General features: G+C 39.6%; 15 protein-coding genes. 7 read left to right on the forward strand and 8 right to left on the reverse strand.

The window, feature by feature from the left end:
• Positions 1-81: 81 nt before the first annotated feature.
• Entirely contained in the window at positions 82-1017 is a 936-nt protein-coding gene (gene mdh, locus ACHUE3_RS11895) for a malate dehydrogenase (protein ID WP_099294685.1), read from the forward strand.
• Positions 1018-1102: 85 nt separating this feature from the next.
• Here mdh and ispB read toward each other — a convergent pair whose 3' ends face one another.
• The gene (gene ispB / locus ACHUE3_RS11900) at positions 1103-2074 is read right to left on the reverse strand and encodes an octaprenyl diphosphate synthase (RefSeq protein ID WP_394192631.1); all 972 of its coding nucleotides are present in this window, start codon (positions 2072-2074) and stop codon (positions 1103-1105) included.
• Positions 2075-2483: 409 nt separating this feature from the next.
• Between ispB and rplU the strand changes: the two genes are divergently transcribed.
• The 5 genes from rplU to ACHUE3_RS11925 all read left to right on the forward strand — a co-directional run bounded on the left by rplU (position 2484) and on the right by ACHUE3_RS11925 (position 5398).
• The gene (gene rplU, locus ACHUE3_RS11905; protein ID WP_004587921.1) at positions 2484-2795 is read left to right on the forward strand and encodes a 50S ribosomal protein L21; all 312 of its coding nucleotides are present in this window, start codon (positions 2484-2486) and stop codon (positions 2793-2795) included.
• A gap of 16 nt (positions 2796-2811) precedes the next feature.
• The gene (gene rpmA / locus ACHUE3_RS11910; protein ID WP_058561666.1) at positions 2812-3069 is read left to right on the forward strand and encodes a 50S ribosomal protein L27; all 258 of its coding nucleotides are present in this window, start codon (positions 2812-2814) and stop codon (positions 3067-3069) included.
• Positions 3070-3223: 154 nt separating this feature from the next.
• Positions 3224-4378, forward strand: coding sequence for an Obg family GTPase CgtA (gene cgtA / locus ACHUE3_RS11915; RefSeq protein WP_394192632.1), 1155 nt, complete (start codon positions 3224-3226; stop codon positions 4376-4378).
• Between the two features lie 71 nt (positions 4379-4449).
• Positions 4450-4941, forward strand: coding sequence for a type 3 dihydrofolate reductase (gene folA / locus ACHUE3_RS11920; protein ID WP_394192633.1), 492 nt, complete (start codon positions 4450-4452; stop codon positions 4939-4941).
• 79 nt (positions 4942-5020) lie between these two features.
• Positions 5021-5398 (forward strand): DUF3718 domain-containing protein, encoded by a 378-nt coding sequence (locus tag ACHUE3_RS11925; protein WP_394192634.1) that lies wholly within the window; start codon positions 5021-5023, stop codon positions 5396-5398.
• Between the two features lie 674 nt (positions 5399-6072).
• Here ACHUE3_RS11925 and ACHUE3_RS11930 read toward each other — a convergent pair.
• The 7 genes from ACHUE3_RS11930 to lptD form a co-directional block, all read right to left on the reverse strand.
• On the reverse strand, positions 6073-8088 hold the full coding sequence (locus ACHUE3_RS11930; protein WP_394192635.1) for a methyl-accepting chemotaxis protein: 2016 nt from the start codon (positions 8086-8088) through the stop codon (positions 6073-6075).
• 131 nt (positions 8089-8219) lie between these two features.
• A complete protein-coding gene (locus tag ACHUE3_RS11935) occupies positions 8220-9035 on the reverse strand; it encodes a symmetrical bis(5'-nucleosyl)-tetraphosphatase (protein ID WP_394192636.1) in 816 nt (271 codons plus the stop codon).
• A 5-nt stretch (positions 9036-9040) separates the two neighbouring features.
• Positions 9041-9430, reverse strand: a complete 390-nt coding sequence (apaG, locus tag ACHUE3_RS11940; RefSeq protein ID WP_394192637.1) for a Co2+/Mg2+ efflux protein ApaG — start codon at positions 9428-9430, stop codon at positions 9041-9043.
• Positions 9414-10220, reverse strand: a complete 807-nt coding sequence (gene rsmA / locus ACHUE3_RS11945) for a 16S rRNA (adenine(1518)-N(6)/adenine(1519)-N(6))-dimethyltransferase RsmA (RefSeq protein WP_058561674.1) — start codon at positions 10218-10220, stop codon at positions 9414-9416. Before rsmA ends, apaG begins: the two co-directional genes overlap by 17 nt.
• The gene (gene pdxA / locus ACHUE3_RS11950; RefSeq protein WP_394192638.1) at positions 10217-11209 is read right to left on the reverse strand and encodes a 4-hydroxythreonine-4-phosphate dehydrogenase PdxA; all 993 of its coding nucleotides are present in this window, start codon (positions 11207-11209) and stop codon (positions 10217-10219) included. Before pdxA ends, rsmA begins: the two co-directional genes overlap by 4 nt.
• A 3-nt stretch (positions 11210-11212) precedes the next feature.
• Positions 11213-12520 (reverse strand): peptidylprolyl isomerase SurA, encoded by a 1308-nt coding sequence (gene surA / locus ACHUE3_RS11955; protein WP_394192772.1) that lies wholly within the window; start codon positions 12518-12520, stop codon positions 11213-11215.
• Between the two features lie 12 nt (positions 12521-12532).
• The gene (gene lptD, locus ACHUE3_RS11960; RefSeq protein ID WP_394192639.1) at positions 12533-14776 is read right to left on the reverse strand and encodes an LPS assembly protein LptD; all 2244 of its coding nucleotides are present in this window, start codon (positions 14774-14776) and stop codon (positions 12533-12535) included.
• Between the two features lie 103 nt (positions 14777-14879).
• Here lptD and ACHUE3_RS11965 point away from each other — a divergent pair, with 103 nt between their 5' ends.
• Positions 14880-15884, forward strand: a complete 1005-nt coding sequence (locus ACHUE3_RS11965; protein WP_394192640.1) for an aminoglycoside phosphotransferase family protein — start codon at positions 14880-14882, stop codon at positions 15882-15884.

Genomic DNA, 15884 nt, shown 5'->3' on the forward strand with positions numbered 1-15884 from the left:
CAGGATAAATTTGTCTTTAGCCGTTAATTTCTTTATCTTAGTGCCACAAATATTTTCTACCTTAAATTACGGAGAATTCCAATGAAAGTTGCTGTATTAGGTGCTGCAGGCGGTATCGGTCAAGCGTTGTCTTTATTACTAAAAACAGGTTTACCAGCAGGTTCTGAGTTATCACTTTATGATGTTGCCCCAGTTGTTCCTGGTGTTGCTGTTGACCTTTCTCACATCCCAACTGATGTTAAAGTTGCTGGTTTCGGTGCTGATGCACTTGATCAAGCATTAACGGGTTGTGACATTGTACTTATTCCAGCTGGTATGCCACGTAAGCCAGGTATGGACCGTGCTGATTTATTCAACGTAAATGCTGGTATCATTAAAACATTAGCTGAAGGTATTGTTGCTAACTGTCCTAAAGCATTAGTAGGTATCATCACTAACCCAGTAAACGGTACAGTACCAATTGTTGCTGAAGTATTCAAAAAAGCGGGTACTTACGATGCAAACCGTGTTTTTGGTATCACAACACTTGACGTAATTCGTTCAGAAGCATTCATCGCTGAGCTTAAAGGTGTTGATGTTGCTTCAGTTAAAGTACCTGTTATTGGTGGTCACTCAGGCACAACAATCCTTCCATTACTTTCTCAAGTTGAAGGTGTTACTTTCACTGATGAAGAAGTTGCGGCACTTACTCCACGTATCCAAAATGCGGGTACTGAAGTAGTAAATGCTAAAGCGGGTGGTGGTTCAGCTACATTATCAATGGGTGCAGCAGCAGCACGCTTCTGTATGTCTTTAGTAAAAGGCCTACAAGGTGAAGACGTTGTAGATTATGCATACGTAGCTGTTGAAGATGGCGATGCAGAATACTTCGCACACCCAGTACGTTTAGGCAAAAACGGCGTAGAAGAAATTCTTTCTTACGGTGAACTAAGTGCGTTTGAGCAACAAGCTAAAAACGACATGCTAGACACACTGAAAAAAGACATTCAAGAAGGTGTTGATTTTATCAACGCATAATCTTGCTATTACTGCCAAGTAGTTGGCGGTAATAAAAAGCCTGCAAAAGCAGGCTTTTTTTATGCTCGAAATCAAATCATTAATTTTAGTGACTACGATCAACCGCAATACGGGCTAGGCTAACTAGCGCTTCTTTATAAGGCGAATCAGCTAACACAGATAAACAGGCAATGGCTTTATCTGCTTCTTCGTCTGCTTTATTCATAGTAAACTCAAGTGCATTTGTTTCACGTAAAGCGCATAGAATTGCTTCTAAGTGATCCATTCCATTGCTGTGCTCTATCGCATCGCGGATTAACTGAACCTGCTCTGCATTGCCTTGCTGCATTGCATAAATAAGTGGCAGGGTAGGCTTACCTTCCGCTAAATCATCGCCAATATTTTTGCCTAATTGTTCAGCATCAGCATTGTAGTCAAGTACATCATCTACTAACTGAAATGCGGTGCCTAAATGCATGCCGTACAGATTGAGCGCTTTTAGCGTTGCTTCGTCTTGTTCAGTAATAACAGCAGCAAGCCCTGTTGCTGCTTCAAATAGCTTAGCTGTTTTTGAGTAGATAACCTGCATGTAGCTGTCTTCAGTCGTATCAGGGTCATTGCAATTCATCAATTGCAGGACTTCACCTTCAGCGATTACGTTGGTTGCATCAGCAAGTATTTGCATGACTTGCATTTTGCCAATGCCAACCATTAGCTGAAAAGAGCGTGTGTAGATAAAGTCACCAACAAGTACACTTGCAGCATTACCAAACTCAGCATTTGCTGTTGGTGTACCACGGCGTAAATTAGATTCATCAACAACGTCATCATGCAGCAAGGTTGCTGTATGAATAAACTCTACAATGGTTGCCAGTGTAATATGATCACACCCTTTATAGCCAAGTGCTTTAGCTGCTAAAATAGCCAACATAGGGCGAACTCGCTTGCCACCACTATTTACTATATATAAGCCAAGTTGATTGACTAATGCCACATCAGAGCGCATTTGTGCGTGAATAAGTTGATTGACGTCATTCATATCGTTTTCGATTAACGCCTGGATAGCTTTTATATCCATTGATCTCCGAGCCAATTTTAATGGGTATACGGTGCCGATTGTACAACAAAAAACGCGCTTGCTCGATATTTTGTGACAATTCGCTGAAAAAACAGGTTTAAAATACTAAATTTAGCCTTTATTACGAGAGATAACTTAAAAGTGGTGATAATTCACGCGGTTGTTTTTTATTCATCAAGCGATATTTAGTTGCTGTAATTTATTTGTCATCGTGGACAAAAAAGCACTTGGCATAATGCTAATTTAATATAAAATAGGTGAAAATATTGAATTGCTCTCAAAGCAGCTATTTTTTATTCATTTAATTAAAAAACGGGCTTGCTAGTTTTTGCACATTAGCGTAAACTTCGCGCCCTATTGAAGAATATTTTAGTTGCGTCGATTTGAGGGCGCACAGACGGAGTTAATTATGTACGCGGTTTTCCAAAGTGGTGGTAAACAGCACCGTGTGACTGAAGGTCAAACAATTCGTCTTGAGAAATTAGACGTTGAGACTGGTGCAGCAGTTGAATTTGATTCAGTACTTTTAGTTGCTGATGGTGAGAAAATCGAGATCGGTGTACCGTTCGTAAACGGTGGTAAAGTAACAGCTGAGGTTGTTTCACATGGTCGCGGTGAGAAAATTAAGGTTGTTAAATTTAGACGCCGTAAGCATTCTCGTAAGCAAATGGGCCATCGTCAATGGTTCACAGAAGTTAAAATCACTGGCATTAGCGCTTAATTAGAGGTACTTAGAAATGGCACATAAAAAAGCAGCTGGTAGTACTCGTAACGGTCGCGATTCAGAAAGCAAACGCCTAGGTGTTAAGCGTTTTGGTGGCGAATCAGTTCTAGCGGGTAGCATCATTGTACGTCAACGTGGAACTCGTTTTCACGCTGGCTCAAACGTAGGTATCGGTAAAGACCACACTATCTTCGCGAAAGCAGATGGTAAAGTTCAGTTTGAACAAAAAGGTCCTTTAAACCGTAAATACGTAAGCATCGTATCTGAGTAATCAGAGCCGGTTCTTAAAAAACCCCGCCTTTGCGGGGTTTTTTGTTTTAAGCCCATCAAACTATATATCCAAGTGTTTTTATGCATAGTGTGCTCAATAGGCCACTTAGGTATATAATAGAGTTATTAACAAGCCAATCCTAAAGTGAGTAATCATGAAGTTTGTAGATGAAGTAGAAATTCGCGCAGAAGCTGGTGACGGTGGCAGCGGCATCGTGTCTTTCCGTCGTGAAAAATATGTGCCGGATGGTGGGCCTGATGGCGGCGATGGCGGTGACGGTGGCAGTGTTTATCTACAAGCAGATGAAAACTTAAATACCTTAATTGATTACCAGTTCGAGCGCTTCCATCGTGCTGAGCGTGGTACGAATGGTCAAAGCCGTAATTGTACTGGTAAAAAAGGTGAAGACCTTTATATAAAAGTGCCTGTGGGCACGCGTGTAACTGACGTTGATACGCAAGAGTCGTTAGGCGACCTTACTCAAGATGGTCAGCGTTTAGTGGTTGCTAAAGGTGGTTTTCATGGCTTAGGAAACGCACGTTTTAAATCAAGTACTAACCGTGCACCACGCCAGAAAACATTAGGTACACCAGGTGAAGTGCGTATGCTTAAGCTTGAGCTAATGTTATTAGCTGATGTTGGCTTACTTGGGTTACCAAATGCAGGTAAATCTACTTTTATTCGCAGTGTATCTGCTGCAAAGCCAAAAGTTGCTGATTACCCGTTTACAACACTTATCCCTAATTTAGGGGTTGTTAGACCTGATGCAAATAAGTCTTTTGTAATTGCTGATATACCGGGGCTAATTGAAGGTGCTTCTGATGGCGCAGGTTTAGGTATTCGATTCTTAAAACACCTTGAGCGCTGCCGCGTGTTATTACATATTATCGATATTATGCCTGTCGATGGCTCAAGCCCTGTTGAAAATGCGTTTGCTATTATCAACGAGTTGCATCAGTACAGTCCAAAGCTTGCTGAAAAGCCACGTTGGTTAGTATTTAATAAGATTGATCTACTCCCAGAAGACGAAGCACAAGCATTGTGTGAGGAAATAGCAGAAGAGTTGGGTGAAGAGACAAATATCTATCGTATTTCTGCAGTTAATAAGCAAAATACGCAAGCTCTTTGCCATGACATTATGGCATTACTTGATAGTATGCCTAAAGAAAAGTTTGTTCCAATTGAAGATGAGGAAGTTGAGTTTAAATGGGATACATACCATAAGGACGCAACTAAGAATACCGATGATGATGATTGGGAAGATTGGGACGAAGATGATTACGACGTAGAAGTTGTTTACGAGCGTTAATACAAAATAAATTTTAAAAAGGAGCTTTTGCTCCTTTTTTCTTGGTTAGTAAAAAAGCATTAGGTGGTTTTGTGAAAATTTCAATGATTGCAGCAATGGCGAATAATCGAATTATTGGTAATGATAATAAAATGCCATGGCATTTACCTGCTGACTTACAGCACTTTAAACGTGTAACTATGAGTAAGCCGGTGATCATGGGACGAAAAACATTTGAGTCTATTGGGCGCCCACTTCCTGGCAGGCAAAATATTATCATTAGTCGTAATGAAGCATATCGTGCACCTGGTATTGAGGTAGTTAAATCACCAGATGAAGCATTAGCATTAGTTAATAATACTGATGAGGTAATGATTATTGGCGGTGGAAATATTTATCAGCAGTTTTTACAGAAAGCGACTACACTTTACTTAACGTTTATTGAGCTGGATGTAGCTGGCGACACTCAATTTCCCGATTATGAAAAAGTAGCCAATTGGCAGATTGTTGAAGAGCAAGTAAATACACCCGATGATAAGAATTTACATCAGTATAAGTTCGTAACTTTAGATAAAGTTGAGTAACATTATTGCGATTAATCTTATAGATTGGTACAATATTAAACAATCGATATAGGTAAAAAGTATTACTTAAGGGTCTTTCATGGTTAAATTATCAACATTACTAGTTGTTACTGCGGTTGTTTCTGGATCTCTTGCTTTTAGTGCACCAGCTAAAGCGAATGATCAGTTAGCTGTGTCTATTTGTGAGTATATAGCTGCAGATGATAAAAATCGTTTACGCAGCAAGTTAAAAAGTTCACGAGTTAAAATTCGTAACATTTACGATGCAGTAAAATGTAATGGAAACAATTTACTACGTCACGCAATTGCGAGCAATGCAGTTGATGCAGGTGAGTATGTTGTTAAAAACCTTTCTAAAAGCTCTTTAGAGGATGGTGCAGATATCTCATGGGCTGAATCTAATGGCCATGGTGGTTCAGCATTGATCGCTGTTATCAAGGACCGTGCAGGTTTATAATACACCTACATTGTTTTGAAAAAAAACCACGCTAGTCGTGGTTTTTTTGTGTCTACTACTTATATTAGCTTAATTTCTATTACTTTAACTTTGAGTGAAATCTTTTAAGGACCTGACCCAGTTGATTACATGCAAGTTAGTAAGTCACGTGAATTGTTATCTTATTCTGTATCTATATTTTAATCTAACGTTACGCTAAAGTGAGGTATGCATAAAATAAGGGAAGATTATAAAATGCTAAATAAATTAAAGGGATATACTAGTAAGGGGCTATGGCGGTCATTAGCAATTATAATTGTAATGTTTGTTGCTGGGCCAGAGGTATTAATTAGTATGGAACTAATGGCATTAGTAGAGGTAATGGGCGCTTCCAGCTTTGTGTTAATGTATTTTTCGGGGCTAAGGTTAGCATGTAAAAACACGCTCAACAAACTCAGTAAGTTTGAATCCTACTCCTTATTCTTTATTCCAAGCTTTGCGAACCTAAAGCAAATGCCCGGGCTTTTATATCACACCATTCCACACCGGCTTTGCGCCATCAGTTTTTTAACTTTAATAACCGCTGTAGTGTTATTGAGCTATATTCAACTATTATTTGGTGCGTAAATTAGGTATTAAAAAGCCGCATTTGATTGCTCAAATGCGGCTTTTTGCTATTCTATTTAACTGATAAATTACACTTTAAATTCATCAACAGATAAACGTAGCTCTTCAGCTAGTTTTGCAACTTCTGAACTTGATATGTTGGTTTGATTCGCACCTTCAGCAGTTTGTTCTGCAATTGCAACAATCGATTCAAGTCGCTCACTGATCTCTTGAGATACTTGTTGTTGCTCCTGCGCTGCTGTTGAAATCTCTTCACTGACATCATGAGCTTGTGCCACCGCGGCAGTAATTGAGTCTAGGGCTGTGTTTGCTAAATCAGATTGCTCAACACATGACTCAGCTTGTTGCTTGCCTTTAGACATAGCAGAAACAGCAGCCTCAGCACCGCTTTGTAAAGACTCAATCATAGCTTGAATCTCTTGAGTCGACTCTTGCGTCTTGCTGGCAAGAGAGCGTACCTCATCAGCTACAACGGCAAAGCCACGACCTTGCTCACCTGCACGAGCAGCTTCTATAGCAGCGTTAAGTGCGAGTAAGTTGGTTTGGTCTGCAATTCCACGTATAACATCAAGAATACTACCAATTGATGCACTGTCCTGGTGAAGCTTATTAATAACTTGCGAAGCATCGTCTACCTCGCGGGCAAGCTGTTCGATTGTTGCTTTGTTCTGGCTTGAAATCCCTTTGACGCGGTCAGCTTCTTTATCTGCATTTTTTATTTCTTTAAGTGCTTGTTGGGCACTGATGCTTACAGTTTGAGATGTACTACTCATTTCGGTTGTTGCAGTTGCAGCCTGTTCAACCTGCGCTTGTTGATTACGAATTGCTTGGCTAGATTCGCCAGTAATTGCTGATGTTTCTTCTGAAGCTGCGGCAAGTTGAGTTGAACGCGATATAATGCCCCTTATCAAGCTTCTCAAGCTATCAATAAGTGTGTTACAGCTGCGAGATAGTTCACCAAATTCATCCTGTGCTGAATCGTCAAGGCGTTGTGTCATATCGCCACTCGCTACAATATCAAGTACACGGTTAACTTCAGCTAATGGTTTGGTAATTCGGCTAACCGTAATATATGCTACGATAATAGCAAGTAAGGTGGCGCTTATCATGCCTACCCATGTCCATAAATTTGCTGAGGTTACATCACTGCTAACGCCTTTCTGCAATTCAAAAGCAACGTTACTAGCTTGACTCACCAGTTCATTAAGTTGTTTAAGTGCTTTCGTTGTTGCTGTTTCAGCTTCCGCCAGCTCAGATTTAGTCAGTGCAATTGTGTCAATTAAGCGCTTTTTGTTAGCTGATAGGCTGTTGTTACCTTTAACATTATCTTTTATTGATACAAAGTAATTATTTAAGTCATCAAACAGGTCAGGGTCATTTGCTTCAACCGCTGGCTTTAATAGGCTAATGCTTCTTTCAATTTCTTCAAGGAAGTAAACTTGTTCATTTTTTACTATATCAAGCGTGTTCTGTGTTTTTACTGTTAGCATGTCAGTGCTGGTTGTTACTAATGATAAAAAGTTGTTCTCGAGCATATTTGCAGCTTGATATGCGCGAGAGTCACTTTCTTCTAGGCCATCAATATCAATGATATCAAGGACAACAGAGTTAGCATCTTCAGCCGCTAATTCAATTGTTTCCAACTGCATTTTTAGCTCTTTATTGAGCCTTAGTTCAGCTGCTTTATCGTTTAATAGGCCTTCCACTGACGCGATAAACCCATTGTAGGTTTGCTCTACATCACGACTGCTTTTGCTAAGTTGCGCATTGTTAGCAACCACTTGTTTGAGTTGAGACTGAGAACGGTCGAATAGTACTTTACGCTCTTGTAGCGATTTTTTTATTGGTTCCAACTCTGCATTAGATGTAGTGTAAAAACTAGCTTGTGCAGCCTTACTCATAAGGATGAACTCAACCTGAAGCTCTGAGCTTTCTTCCAAAGCAGGTAAAGATAACTGGTTGACCTGTTGCGCAGAGTTATTAATGTTTGCAATTCTGAACAGAGAGTTCCCACCAATTAAGAGAAGCAATAAGGTGATGCAGATAAATCCACCCCAGATGCGTTGGCTAACAGTTAAGTTCATATGAATTTCCATAAAAGAGTAATGATTAGACTTTATCGGCTTAATTGCAGATAAGTTAAGTAATTAAATTTAATTACTTTTAACATTTATTATACTAAATCTAACAGAGAATGGCTTTTTTTTCAGTTAATTTAGATGAATTGATTAGAATTAACACTAAAGCATTGTTTATTTTTAAGTTCCATTAGTGTCATTTCCCCACCCCAGACACAGCCTGTGTCCAGTGCATGTAAATTTGATAAGGGTGTTTTCCCCTCAAGTGCGGCCCAGTGACCAAAAACAATCTCACAATCTAATGATTGAAAACGTGGATGAGAAAACCAGGGTACTATTGTATTTTTATCATTAATTGCGCCTTTAGATTTCAGCTCTAACTGCCCATCTAAAGTTAAAAAGCGCATTCGTGTAAAATAGTTAACAATAAAACGAAATCGTTCAATATCTGTTAGTTGTTTACTCATTTGTGGTGGGTGCTGTGCGTACATCCCCTCCAAAAAAGAGTTTACTTCATCGCTTTGGTAGCATTGTGTGGCAAACTGAGCATGTTTAAGTGCTTTAGATATTGACCAATCGGGGTTTAAACCAGCATGAGAAATGAAGGTTTTATATTTTTCTAACCATAAGGCAAGTGGTTGCTGGCGTAAAAAATGAATATAGTGAGAAAGTTTTTCAGAGCTAAATACAGCACCTAGGTTATCTTTAGGGTTAACAGGCTTGCCTAATAAATAGCATGCAATCATATGTAAATCATGATTGCCTAATGTAATAGTAACGCTGTCTTGGTTTTTATAAAGATATTCTAGGCAGGCAAGGGATTCTGGGCCCCTTGCAACAATATCGCCGACCAAGTATAGGTGGTCTTTAGCTGGGTTAAAATTTACCAACTTTAACAAGGCTTGAAATTCGTCATAACAGCCTTGTAAATCACCTATAGCATAGTCAGCCATATAGCTTAGTGCAGAATATTAGGTTGAGCTAATCTAAACACATTAATTGGCGCATCAAACTCAGTGCCAAATTCATTCTTTAATGTGTAATAACCTTGCATGGTACCCACTGGGGTTTCAATTACAGCACCACTGGTGTATTTGTAGCTCTCACCAGGAGCTATAGTTGGTTTTTCTCCAACCACACCTTCACCTTGTACTTCAATTTCTTTACCGTTAGCGTCAGTTATCAACCAATAGCGGCTTACTAATTTTGCACTGCACAAACTATGGTTTTTAATGGTTACCGAGTAGGCAAAAACGTATTTATCAAGTTCAGGTTGAGATTGTCCTTCGACATAGAAAGTTTCAACCGACACTTTTATGGGAGAGCCCAAATTACTGCTTGTTGTCATAAATCCAGTTAGCTATATCTATAAATTGTTGTAATGAAAGACTTTCAGCGCGAAGAGTAATATCAATGCCAATACTTGTTAGCTCATCAGCAGTTAATAAATTACCCAAGCTATTACGAAGCGTTTTTCGGCGTTGGTTAAACGCTTCTAAGCATACAGTATTGAGTATTTTTACACTTTTGGCAGTGCGCTGTTCTGGTTTTTTTGGGATGAGACGAATTACTGCAGAGTCAACTTTTGGCGCAGGTTTAAAGCACTCAGGCGGCACCTCAACAACAGGCATTGCATTACAGTAATATTGTGTCATAACACTTAGGCGACCAAATGTTTTACTGCCAGGGCCTGCAACCATACGTTTTACGACTTCTTTTTGTAGCATAAAGTGCATATGTTCAACGTTGTCTGCAAACTCAAACAAGTGAAATAGTAATGGCGTTGAAATGTTGTAAGGCAGGTTGCCAAATACTTTTAATTTTTTGTCATCACGAACCAAGCTTGAAAAATCAAACTTCATCGCATCACCCTGATGCACGGTTAATTTAGGACCTAAAAATGGGTGCTCTGTTAAACGTTGTGCAAGGTCTTTATCGAGTTCTACAACTGTTAAGTGACCACTTAACTCGCTGACAGGTTCAGTAATAGCGCCCAAACCAGGGCCGATTTCTACTAGGTTGTCTTCAGGTTTCGGATCGATTGCAGTAACTATTTTATCGATGATTGACTCATCGAACAAAAAGTTTTGTCCAAAACGTTTACGGGCGCGGTGACCTAAGTGTACTTTATCTGTCATTGATTCTGTGCTTTTTCATGGGCGAGCTTAATTGCTTCGCGGATCGCTAATTCAAAACTACCAACATCAGCATCACCTGTACCGGCTAAATCTAGCGCTGTACCATGATCAACTGACGTGCGAATAAAAGGTAAACCTAAAGTGATATTTACTGACTTACCAAATCCTTTGTATTTTAGCACAGGTAAACCTTGATCGTGATACATTGCAAGCACGGCATCTGCTTGAGATAAATATTTATCTTGAAACAGTGTATCAGCAGGAAGAGGGCCTATTAGGTTCATGCCTTGGTTGTTTAATAACTTAAGAGTCGGCGTGATTGTTTCAATCTCTTCGCGGCCTAAATGTCCATCTTCACCTGCATGCGGGTTTAACCCACAGACTAAAATTCGTGGGTTTTCAATACCAAACTTTGTTTTTAGGTCGTGGTGCAAAATACCTGCAACTTTAGATAACCGTTCGACAGTGATAGCACGTGACACATAAGCAAGAGGAATATGCGTAGTAACTAAAGCAACACGCAGGCCTTCTGTAGCCAACATCATGACGACATCAGGAGTATTTGATTGCTGAGCAAAATACTCTGTATGACCACTAAATGAAATACCGGCTTTATTTATAATGCCTTTATGTACGGGCCCGGTTACAACGGCATCAAATGTGCCGTCCATATTCTTCTCAGAAGCAATGCGCAGTGTATCGAGAACATATTGACCGTTAGCATCATCGAGTATGCCCAATTCGACCTGTGCACCCAAATCAACCTGATGTAAATACACAGTTCCAGCTGGGCAGGTTGTTGCAGGCGCTGATTCATCAAATGCAATTAAGTTAATAGATAAACCCAGCTGTTTAGCGCGTTGTTTTAATAACTGACCATCAGCAATCACTACAAGCTGTGCAGGCCAATCATGTTGAGCTAGCTTGAGTAATAAATCAGGGCCGATCCCGGCGGGTTCGCCGGGGGTAATCGCAATACGTAACGTCATTGGTTAATCTTCAATTGGGAAAATATCAACATGGGCTTGTTCGCGCATCTCTTGCTGCCAGTTAAAGCTTTCTTCTTTAAATTTACGGTTAAACAACATGCCATGAGCACGGTTGCGCTTAGCAAGTTCAGTTTTATCAGCTACACGTTTATCTAGCAGCTGTACAATATGCCAACCAAATGTAGTTCTAAATGGATCACTGATTTCATTTTGATCAAGTGAAAGTAATGTATCTCTAAAGGCAGGAACGTATGTTGTTGGATCTGTCCAATCGTACTCACCGCCTTTAAGTGCAGAGCCTGGATCTTCTGAGTGCTCTTTAGCTAACTCGGCAAAGTCGGCTGTGCCTTCACGTAATTCTTTGGCAAAACCATTAAGCATTGAGCGGGCTTTCTCTTCACTTAGGATAATTGACGGCTTGATTAGTATATGACGTGAGCGAACTTCTGTTGTTTCAACAACCTGACGTCCACGGATATCTTGAACTTTAACAATGTGAAAACCTGCACCAGAGCGAAGAGGCCCAATGATTGCGTCTTTTTTAGTGCCCTTTACTGCTTCAGCAAACAATGATGGCATTTCATTGATACTCATCCAACCTAGCTGGCCGCCTTCAAGCGCCTTTGAGCCACTTGATGAAGAGATGGCAATACGTTTAAATTCTTTACCGTCTTGTAAGAATTCAATAACTTTATCTGCACGTGTTTTTGCGCTGCTAATTTCATCGGCCGTTGCATTGTTTGGAATATCAATCAATATGTGACCAATATCAAATTCTTCAGTGTTTTGCCCTTGGCTTTCCATTATTTTTAATAAGTTATCTACTTCTTGCGGGCTTATATAGATACGACGATCTACATTGGCACGCATTACTTGCTGTGTCGTAATCTCTTTGCGTATCTCTTCACGATACGATTGAAAGCTTTCGCCTGACTCTTCAATTGTACGGCGCAAATCAGCAATAGAACCACCTTGCTCTTTTGCCATACCAACTAATGTTTGATCAAGTTGACTATCTGAAATTTCAAGGCCCATACGCTCAGCGAGCTGCATCATAAGCGTTTGGTTAACTAGACGTTCCATCGCTTGAATACGTAACGTTTCATCTGATGGAAGTTCTTGGCCTTGCTCTTTTGCTTGCGTTTTAACGCGGTTAACTATGGTGTCTACTTCACTTTGTAAAATTACACCTTGGTTAACGATGCCGACTACTTTGTCAATTTCTACAGGTGCTGCGATAACGTTTTGGCATAAACCAAAACCTAATAATGCTGATGCTAATAATTTTTTTAAATTCATACTTTTTCTAATACTCTGCTAATACTAGTTATTAAGAAAATACGGTCTACGATAGCCAAAAATACCTTGTTGTAATAATTTTTGTGCATCATAACGGCTTTTACTACCTAATCCTTTCAAGACAATATTAAATCCAATGCTTGAGTCAAATGTAGCTTGTTCTTGGCCTATCGATTGATTTAAATCAGTTTCGATTTGGCGACGGGCTGTGAGTTGAAAAGCCCAACAGCACGATTCATATTGCAATCCACTGAATATCTCAATGCTACGTCCGGTATCAAGGTCGCGGTGGTAGCTATTCACAAATTGCCATTGCTCACTAATTGGAAAACTAGTAAACAAGCCAACTTGTTCGATTGTATTGCCTGAGACATCATTTGCATAGCGATGGTTCAATTGGACTAGCTGATTATTGTCACCTTTGTAGTCTAAAGTTACATTTGACTGAATAATTTGCTTACCATCAGCGTCATATTGAATCCCACCTGATAAATACCAACGACGGTGCCAATGTACCATGGTTTGTGCTGCAAACAAGGCATTATAGTTAGTATTAGGGTTTATCCCTTGCGCCGAAGGTTTGGCTGAATCATTTAAGTAAAATATTTGTCCGGCACTGAAGTTGAATAGCTCTTCATTACTTTCACTGAACAAACGAGTGGTTGCACCCAATGTAAATTGATTGGCAGCTGCAATACGGTCTACACTTGAAAAACGTTTATCACGAAATAAACCAAAAAAGTCATCTTGCAGTTTTGTTGTATCGTACAGCCCTATGTCGGATTGATCTTTATCTGGTGTATATAAATATTGCAGTTGGGGTTCAAGAGTTTGAATCCCACTCTTAACCAGTGAGGTGTCACGCTCAAAGTTTAACTGACTATACAAGCGTAGCTTAGGTAATGTTCTTGATACTGAATCAGCATAGTCACTGCCCGTTAAGTCGCCCTCTTGCTTATAATTGGTATGTAATAGACTTAACTCAGACAAAAATGACCATGCGTATTCTTGATAGCCATAACTTGCCTTTGGTTCTAGATGAAGGCGGGTGGCTTTATCAATAACTGCATCATTATTTGTGAAGTGACTGATTTCACCATCAAGCGTAAATTCAACATTACTCAATTTATATGGTTCTGTTTGCGAAAAGCTAATTTGTGGCCACGCAGCATAGGAGTCTAAATGGTTACCGAGTACTTCAAAGTTTTGTACTTTTATGTCTGTGCGCCAACGCTCACCTAAATATGATAATGACCCCGTACGATAAAGCTGAGTGTCAGTACGCGTCGCATAATCTGAACCTAAATCAGTTAAATAGTTATCGTCGCTTACATTTGTTATATCAATATTAGCGCGCCATTTATCACCAAAATAACTTTGTTGTTGCCAGTGAAATAAGAAACGTTCTTTAAGCTCAGGCTCAGAATCGTCCTTTTGTAAAAACTCCAACCCTAACAAACCGTTACTATTTTCAGTTAAGTAGCGGAATTCATTAATGAGCTGAACCCCTTTTTTAGACATATAGCGCGGTGTAATTGTGGCGTCAAAGTTAGGGGCAATATTCCAATAATAGGGTGTTATAGTTTCTACACCGTAGCGGTCTGAACTAGAAATTTTAGGAGTTAACAAACCTGATTTACGGCGTTCATCAATAGGGAAAGTAAAGTAGGGTAGATAAAGTACAGGCGTATCCATTATACGCAACACCATATCATGTGTTTCACCCCAGCCACTTTCACTCGATAATAAAATTTCTTCGGCTTGAATTGCCCATAAAGGAGTTTCGTTTGGACAAGTAGTAAAGCTTGCATTCAGTAAGTTTAAGCCAGACTGATTAACAGTAAGCTTCTCAGCGCCACCGTGACCTTGTTGCTCCGTTAATTTGTAATCAGCACCAAGCAGGCTAATCTCTGAGTTGTTTAAATCGGCATTAAGCCCTGCGCTATTAACTTCACTAATTGCATCGCGATAGGTAATAGGTCCCGTAGCATTTAGTAAGCCACGTTGTTTGTCAATTAATGCACTTTGTGCGGACAAACTCATATTAAGGGTGTTAATATCAACGTTACCAGTAAATTCAGCGCTTTGGGTACCAAGCAGCTCTATATCATCTGAACGGATATCGACCATGCCAAAATCAAGGCCAATAAGCGGTTGCCAAGCACTGGTTTGCATTGAATTGCCACAAAAGTTGTGTGCCAGTTCAGTTTCGGCAAGCGATGGTGCGCTCAGAACGCTTAGCATCATAATGCCCCAGGTTTTGCTCATTTAGTAACCTTTATATGGTGTCTTTGAATATAGGACTGACATAATAAAGGAAATTAATGGCAAATACAGTATTTGACTTAGTGAAAAATAGATATCGTACCCAATGAACCGTTATAAATGTTTACAACAATTTTTAAACCAGCACTTCAATAATGAACCATACCAGCTTTCGTTGATTACAGGGGATGCGAGTTTTCGCCGTTACTATCGTGTAAGTTTTGGTACTAAAAACTACATCGTAATGGACTCGGATCCTCAAGTGGTTAACAACACACCGTATGTTGAGCTAAATCACCTGTTTGCAAAGCATGGTTTTATACTTCCCAAAATAAAAAATTCAGATGAACAGCAAGGTTTTTTTATCTTAAATGATTTGGGTAATATACATCTAGCCGATTTACTGCAAGATACTGAACGAAAAGCGTATTACCAGCAATTGATTACTTTGAGCTCAGAATGGGCAAAAGTGCCTGCAACTGAACACATGAAAGACTATGATGCTGAATTTATTCAATTTGAACTGAATATATTTATCGAGTGGTTAGTTGAAGGTGTTTTACAACAGCCACTCAATGCTCAAGTAAAAACATTATGGCAAAACAGCTGCGCTGTGCTCGTTGATAATTTTTTAATGCAGCCCAAAGTAACGGTGCATCGTGATTTCCATAGCAGAAATATTATGCGCAGTGATAACCAATGGGCAATTATTGATTATCAGGATGCAGTCACGGGACCTGTATGTTATGACCTAGTGTCATTATTGCGTGACTGCTACTTTAAGTTACCAGATGATGAGTTAAACAGTTTACTCAACTACGCTTTTACTGAGTTTTCTAAACAAGGGTTAATCAGTACAAGTGATTATGCTCAGTTCACTCGTTGGTTTGATTTAACGGGCATTCAGCGCCACCTTAAAGCAGCGGGAATATTTTGTCGTCTTAATCTGCGAGATGGTAAGTCAGGATACATAAAAAATATTTTACCTACCCTAAGTTATGTTGTAGAAATAGCTAAAAAATATAACGAGCTAAGTGAATTAGGTCAGTGGGTTGAGTCTGATGTCATACCGGCTATGACAAATGCTATAAGCGAACATCTAGGTGATTAA

The sequence above is a fragment of the Pseudoalteromonas atlantica genome, assembly GCF_043641955.1.
GTDB lineage: Bacteria > Pseudomonadota > Gammaproteobacteria > Enterobacterales > Alteromonadaceae > Pseudoalteromonas > Pseudoalteromonas atlantica_A.

Excerpts from the sequence above, each read along its gene's own strand:
- mdh (WP_099294685.1), top strand. The coding sequence starts at position 82 with ATGAAAGTTGCTGTATTAGGTGCTGCAGGCGGTATCGGTCAAGCGTTG.
- ACHUE3_RS11925 (WP_394192634.1), top strand. The coding sequence starts at position 5,021 with ATGGTTAAATTATCAACATTACTAGTTGTTACTGCGGTTGTTTCTGGA.
- rsmA (WP_058561674.1), bottom strand. The coding sequence starts at position 10,220 with ATGACAGATAAAGTACACTTAGGTCACCGCGCCCGTAAACGTTTTGGA.
- rplU (WP_004587921.1), top strand. The coding sequence starts at position 2,484 with ATGTACGCGGTTTTCCAAAGTGGTGGTAAACAGCACCGTGTGACTGAA.
- rpmA (WP_058561666.1), top strand. The coding sequence starts at position 2,812 with ATGGCACATAAAAAAGCAGCTGGTAGTACTCGTAACGGTCGCGATTCA.
- apaG (WP_394192637.1), bottom strand. The coding sequence starts at position 9,430 with ATGACAACAAGCAGTAATTTGGGCTCTCCCATAAAAGTGTCGGTTGAA.
- ACHUE3_RS11935 (WP_394192636.1), bottom strand. The coding sequence starts at position 9,035 with ATGGCTGACTATGCTATAGGTGATTTACAAGGCTGTTATGACGAATTT.
- cgtA (WP_394192632.1), top strand. The coding sequence starts at position 3,224 with ATGAAGTTTGTAGATGAAGTAGAAATTCGCGCAGAAGCTGGTGACGGT.
- ACHUE3_RS11930 (WP_394192635.1), bottom strand. The coding sequence starts at position 8,088 with ATGAACTTAACTGTTAGCCAACGCATCTGGGGTGGATTTATCTGCATC.
- ACHUE3_RS11965 (WP_394192640.1), top strand. The coding sequence starts at position 14,880 with ATGAACCGTTATAAATGTTTACAACAATTTTTAAACCAGCACTTCAAT.
- ispB (WP_394192631.1), bottom strand. The coding sequence starts at position 2,074 with ATGGATATAAAAGCTATCCAGGCGTTAATCGAAAACGATATGAATGAC.
- lptD (WP_394192639.1), bottom strand. The coding sequence starts at position 14,776 with ATGAGCAAAACCTGGGGCATTATGATGCTAAGCGTTCTGAGCGCACCA.
- pdxA (WP_394192638.1), bottom strand. The coding sequence starts at position 11,209 with ATGACGTTACGTATTGCGATTACCCCCGGCGAACCCGCCGGGATCGGC.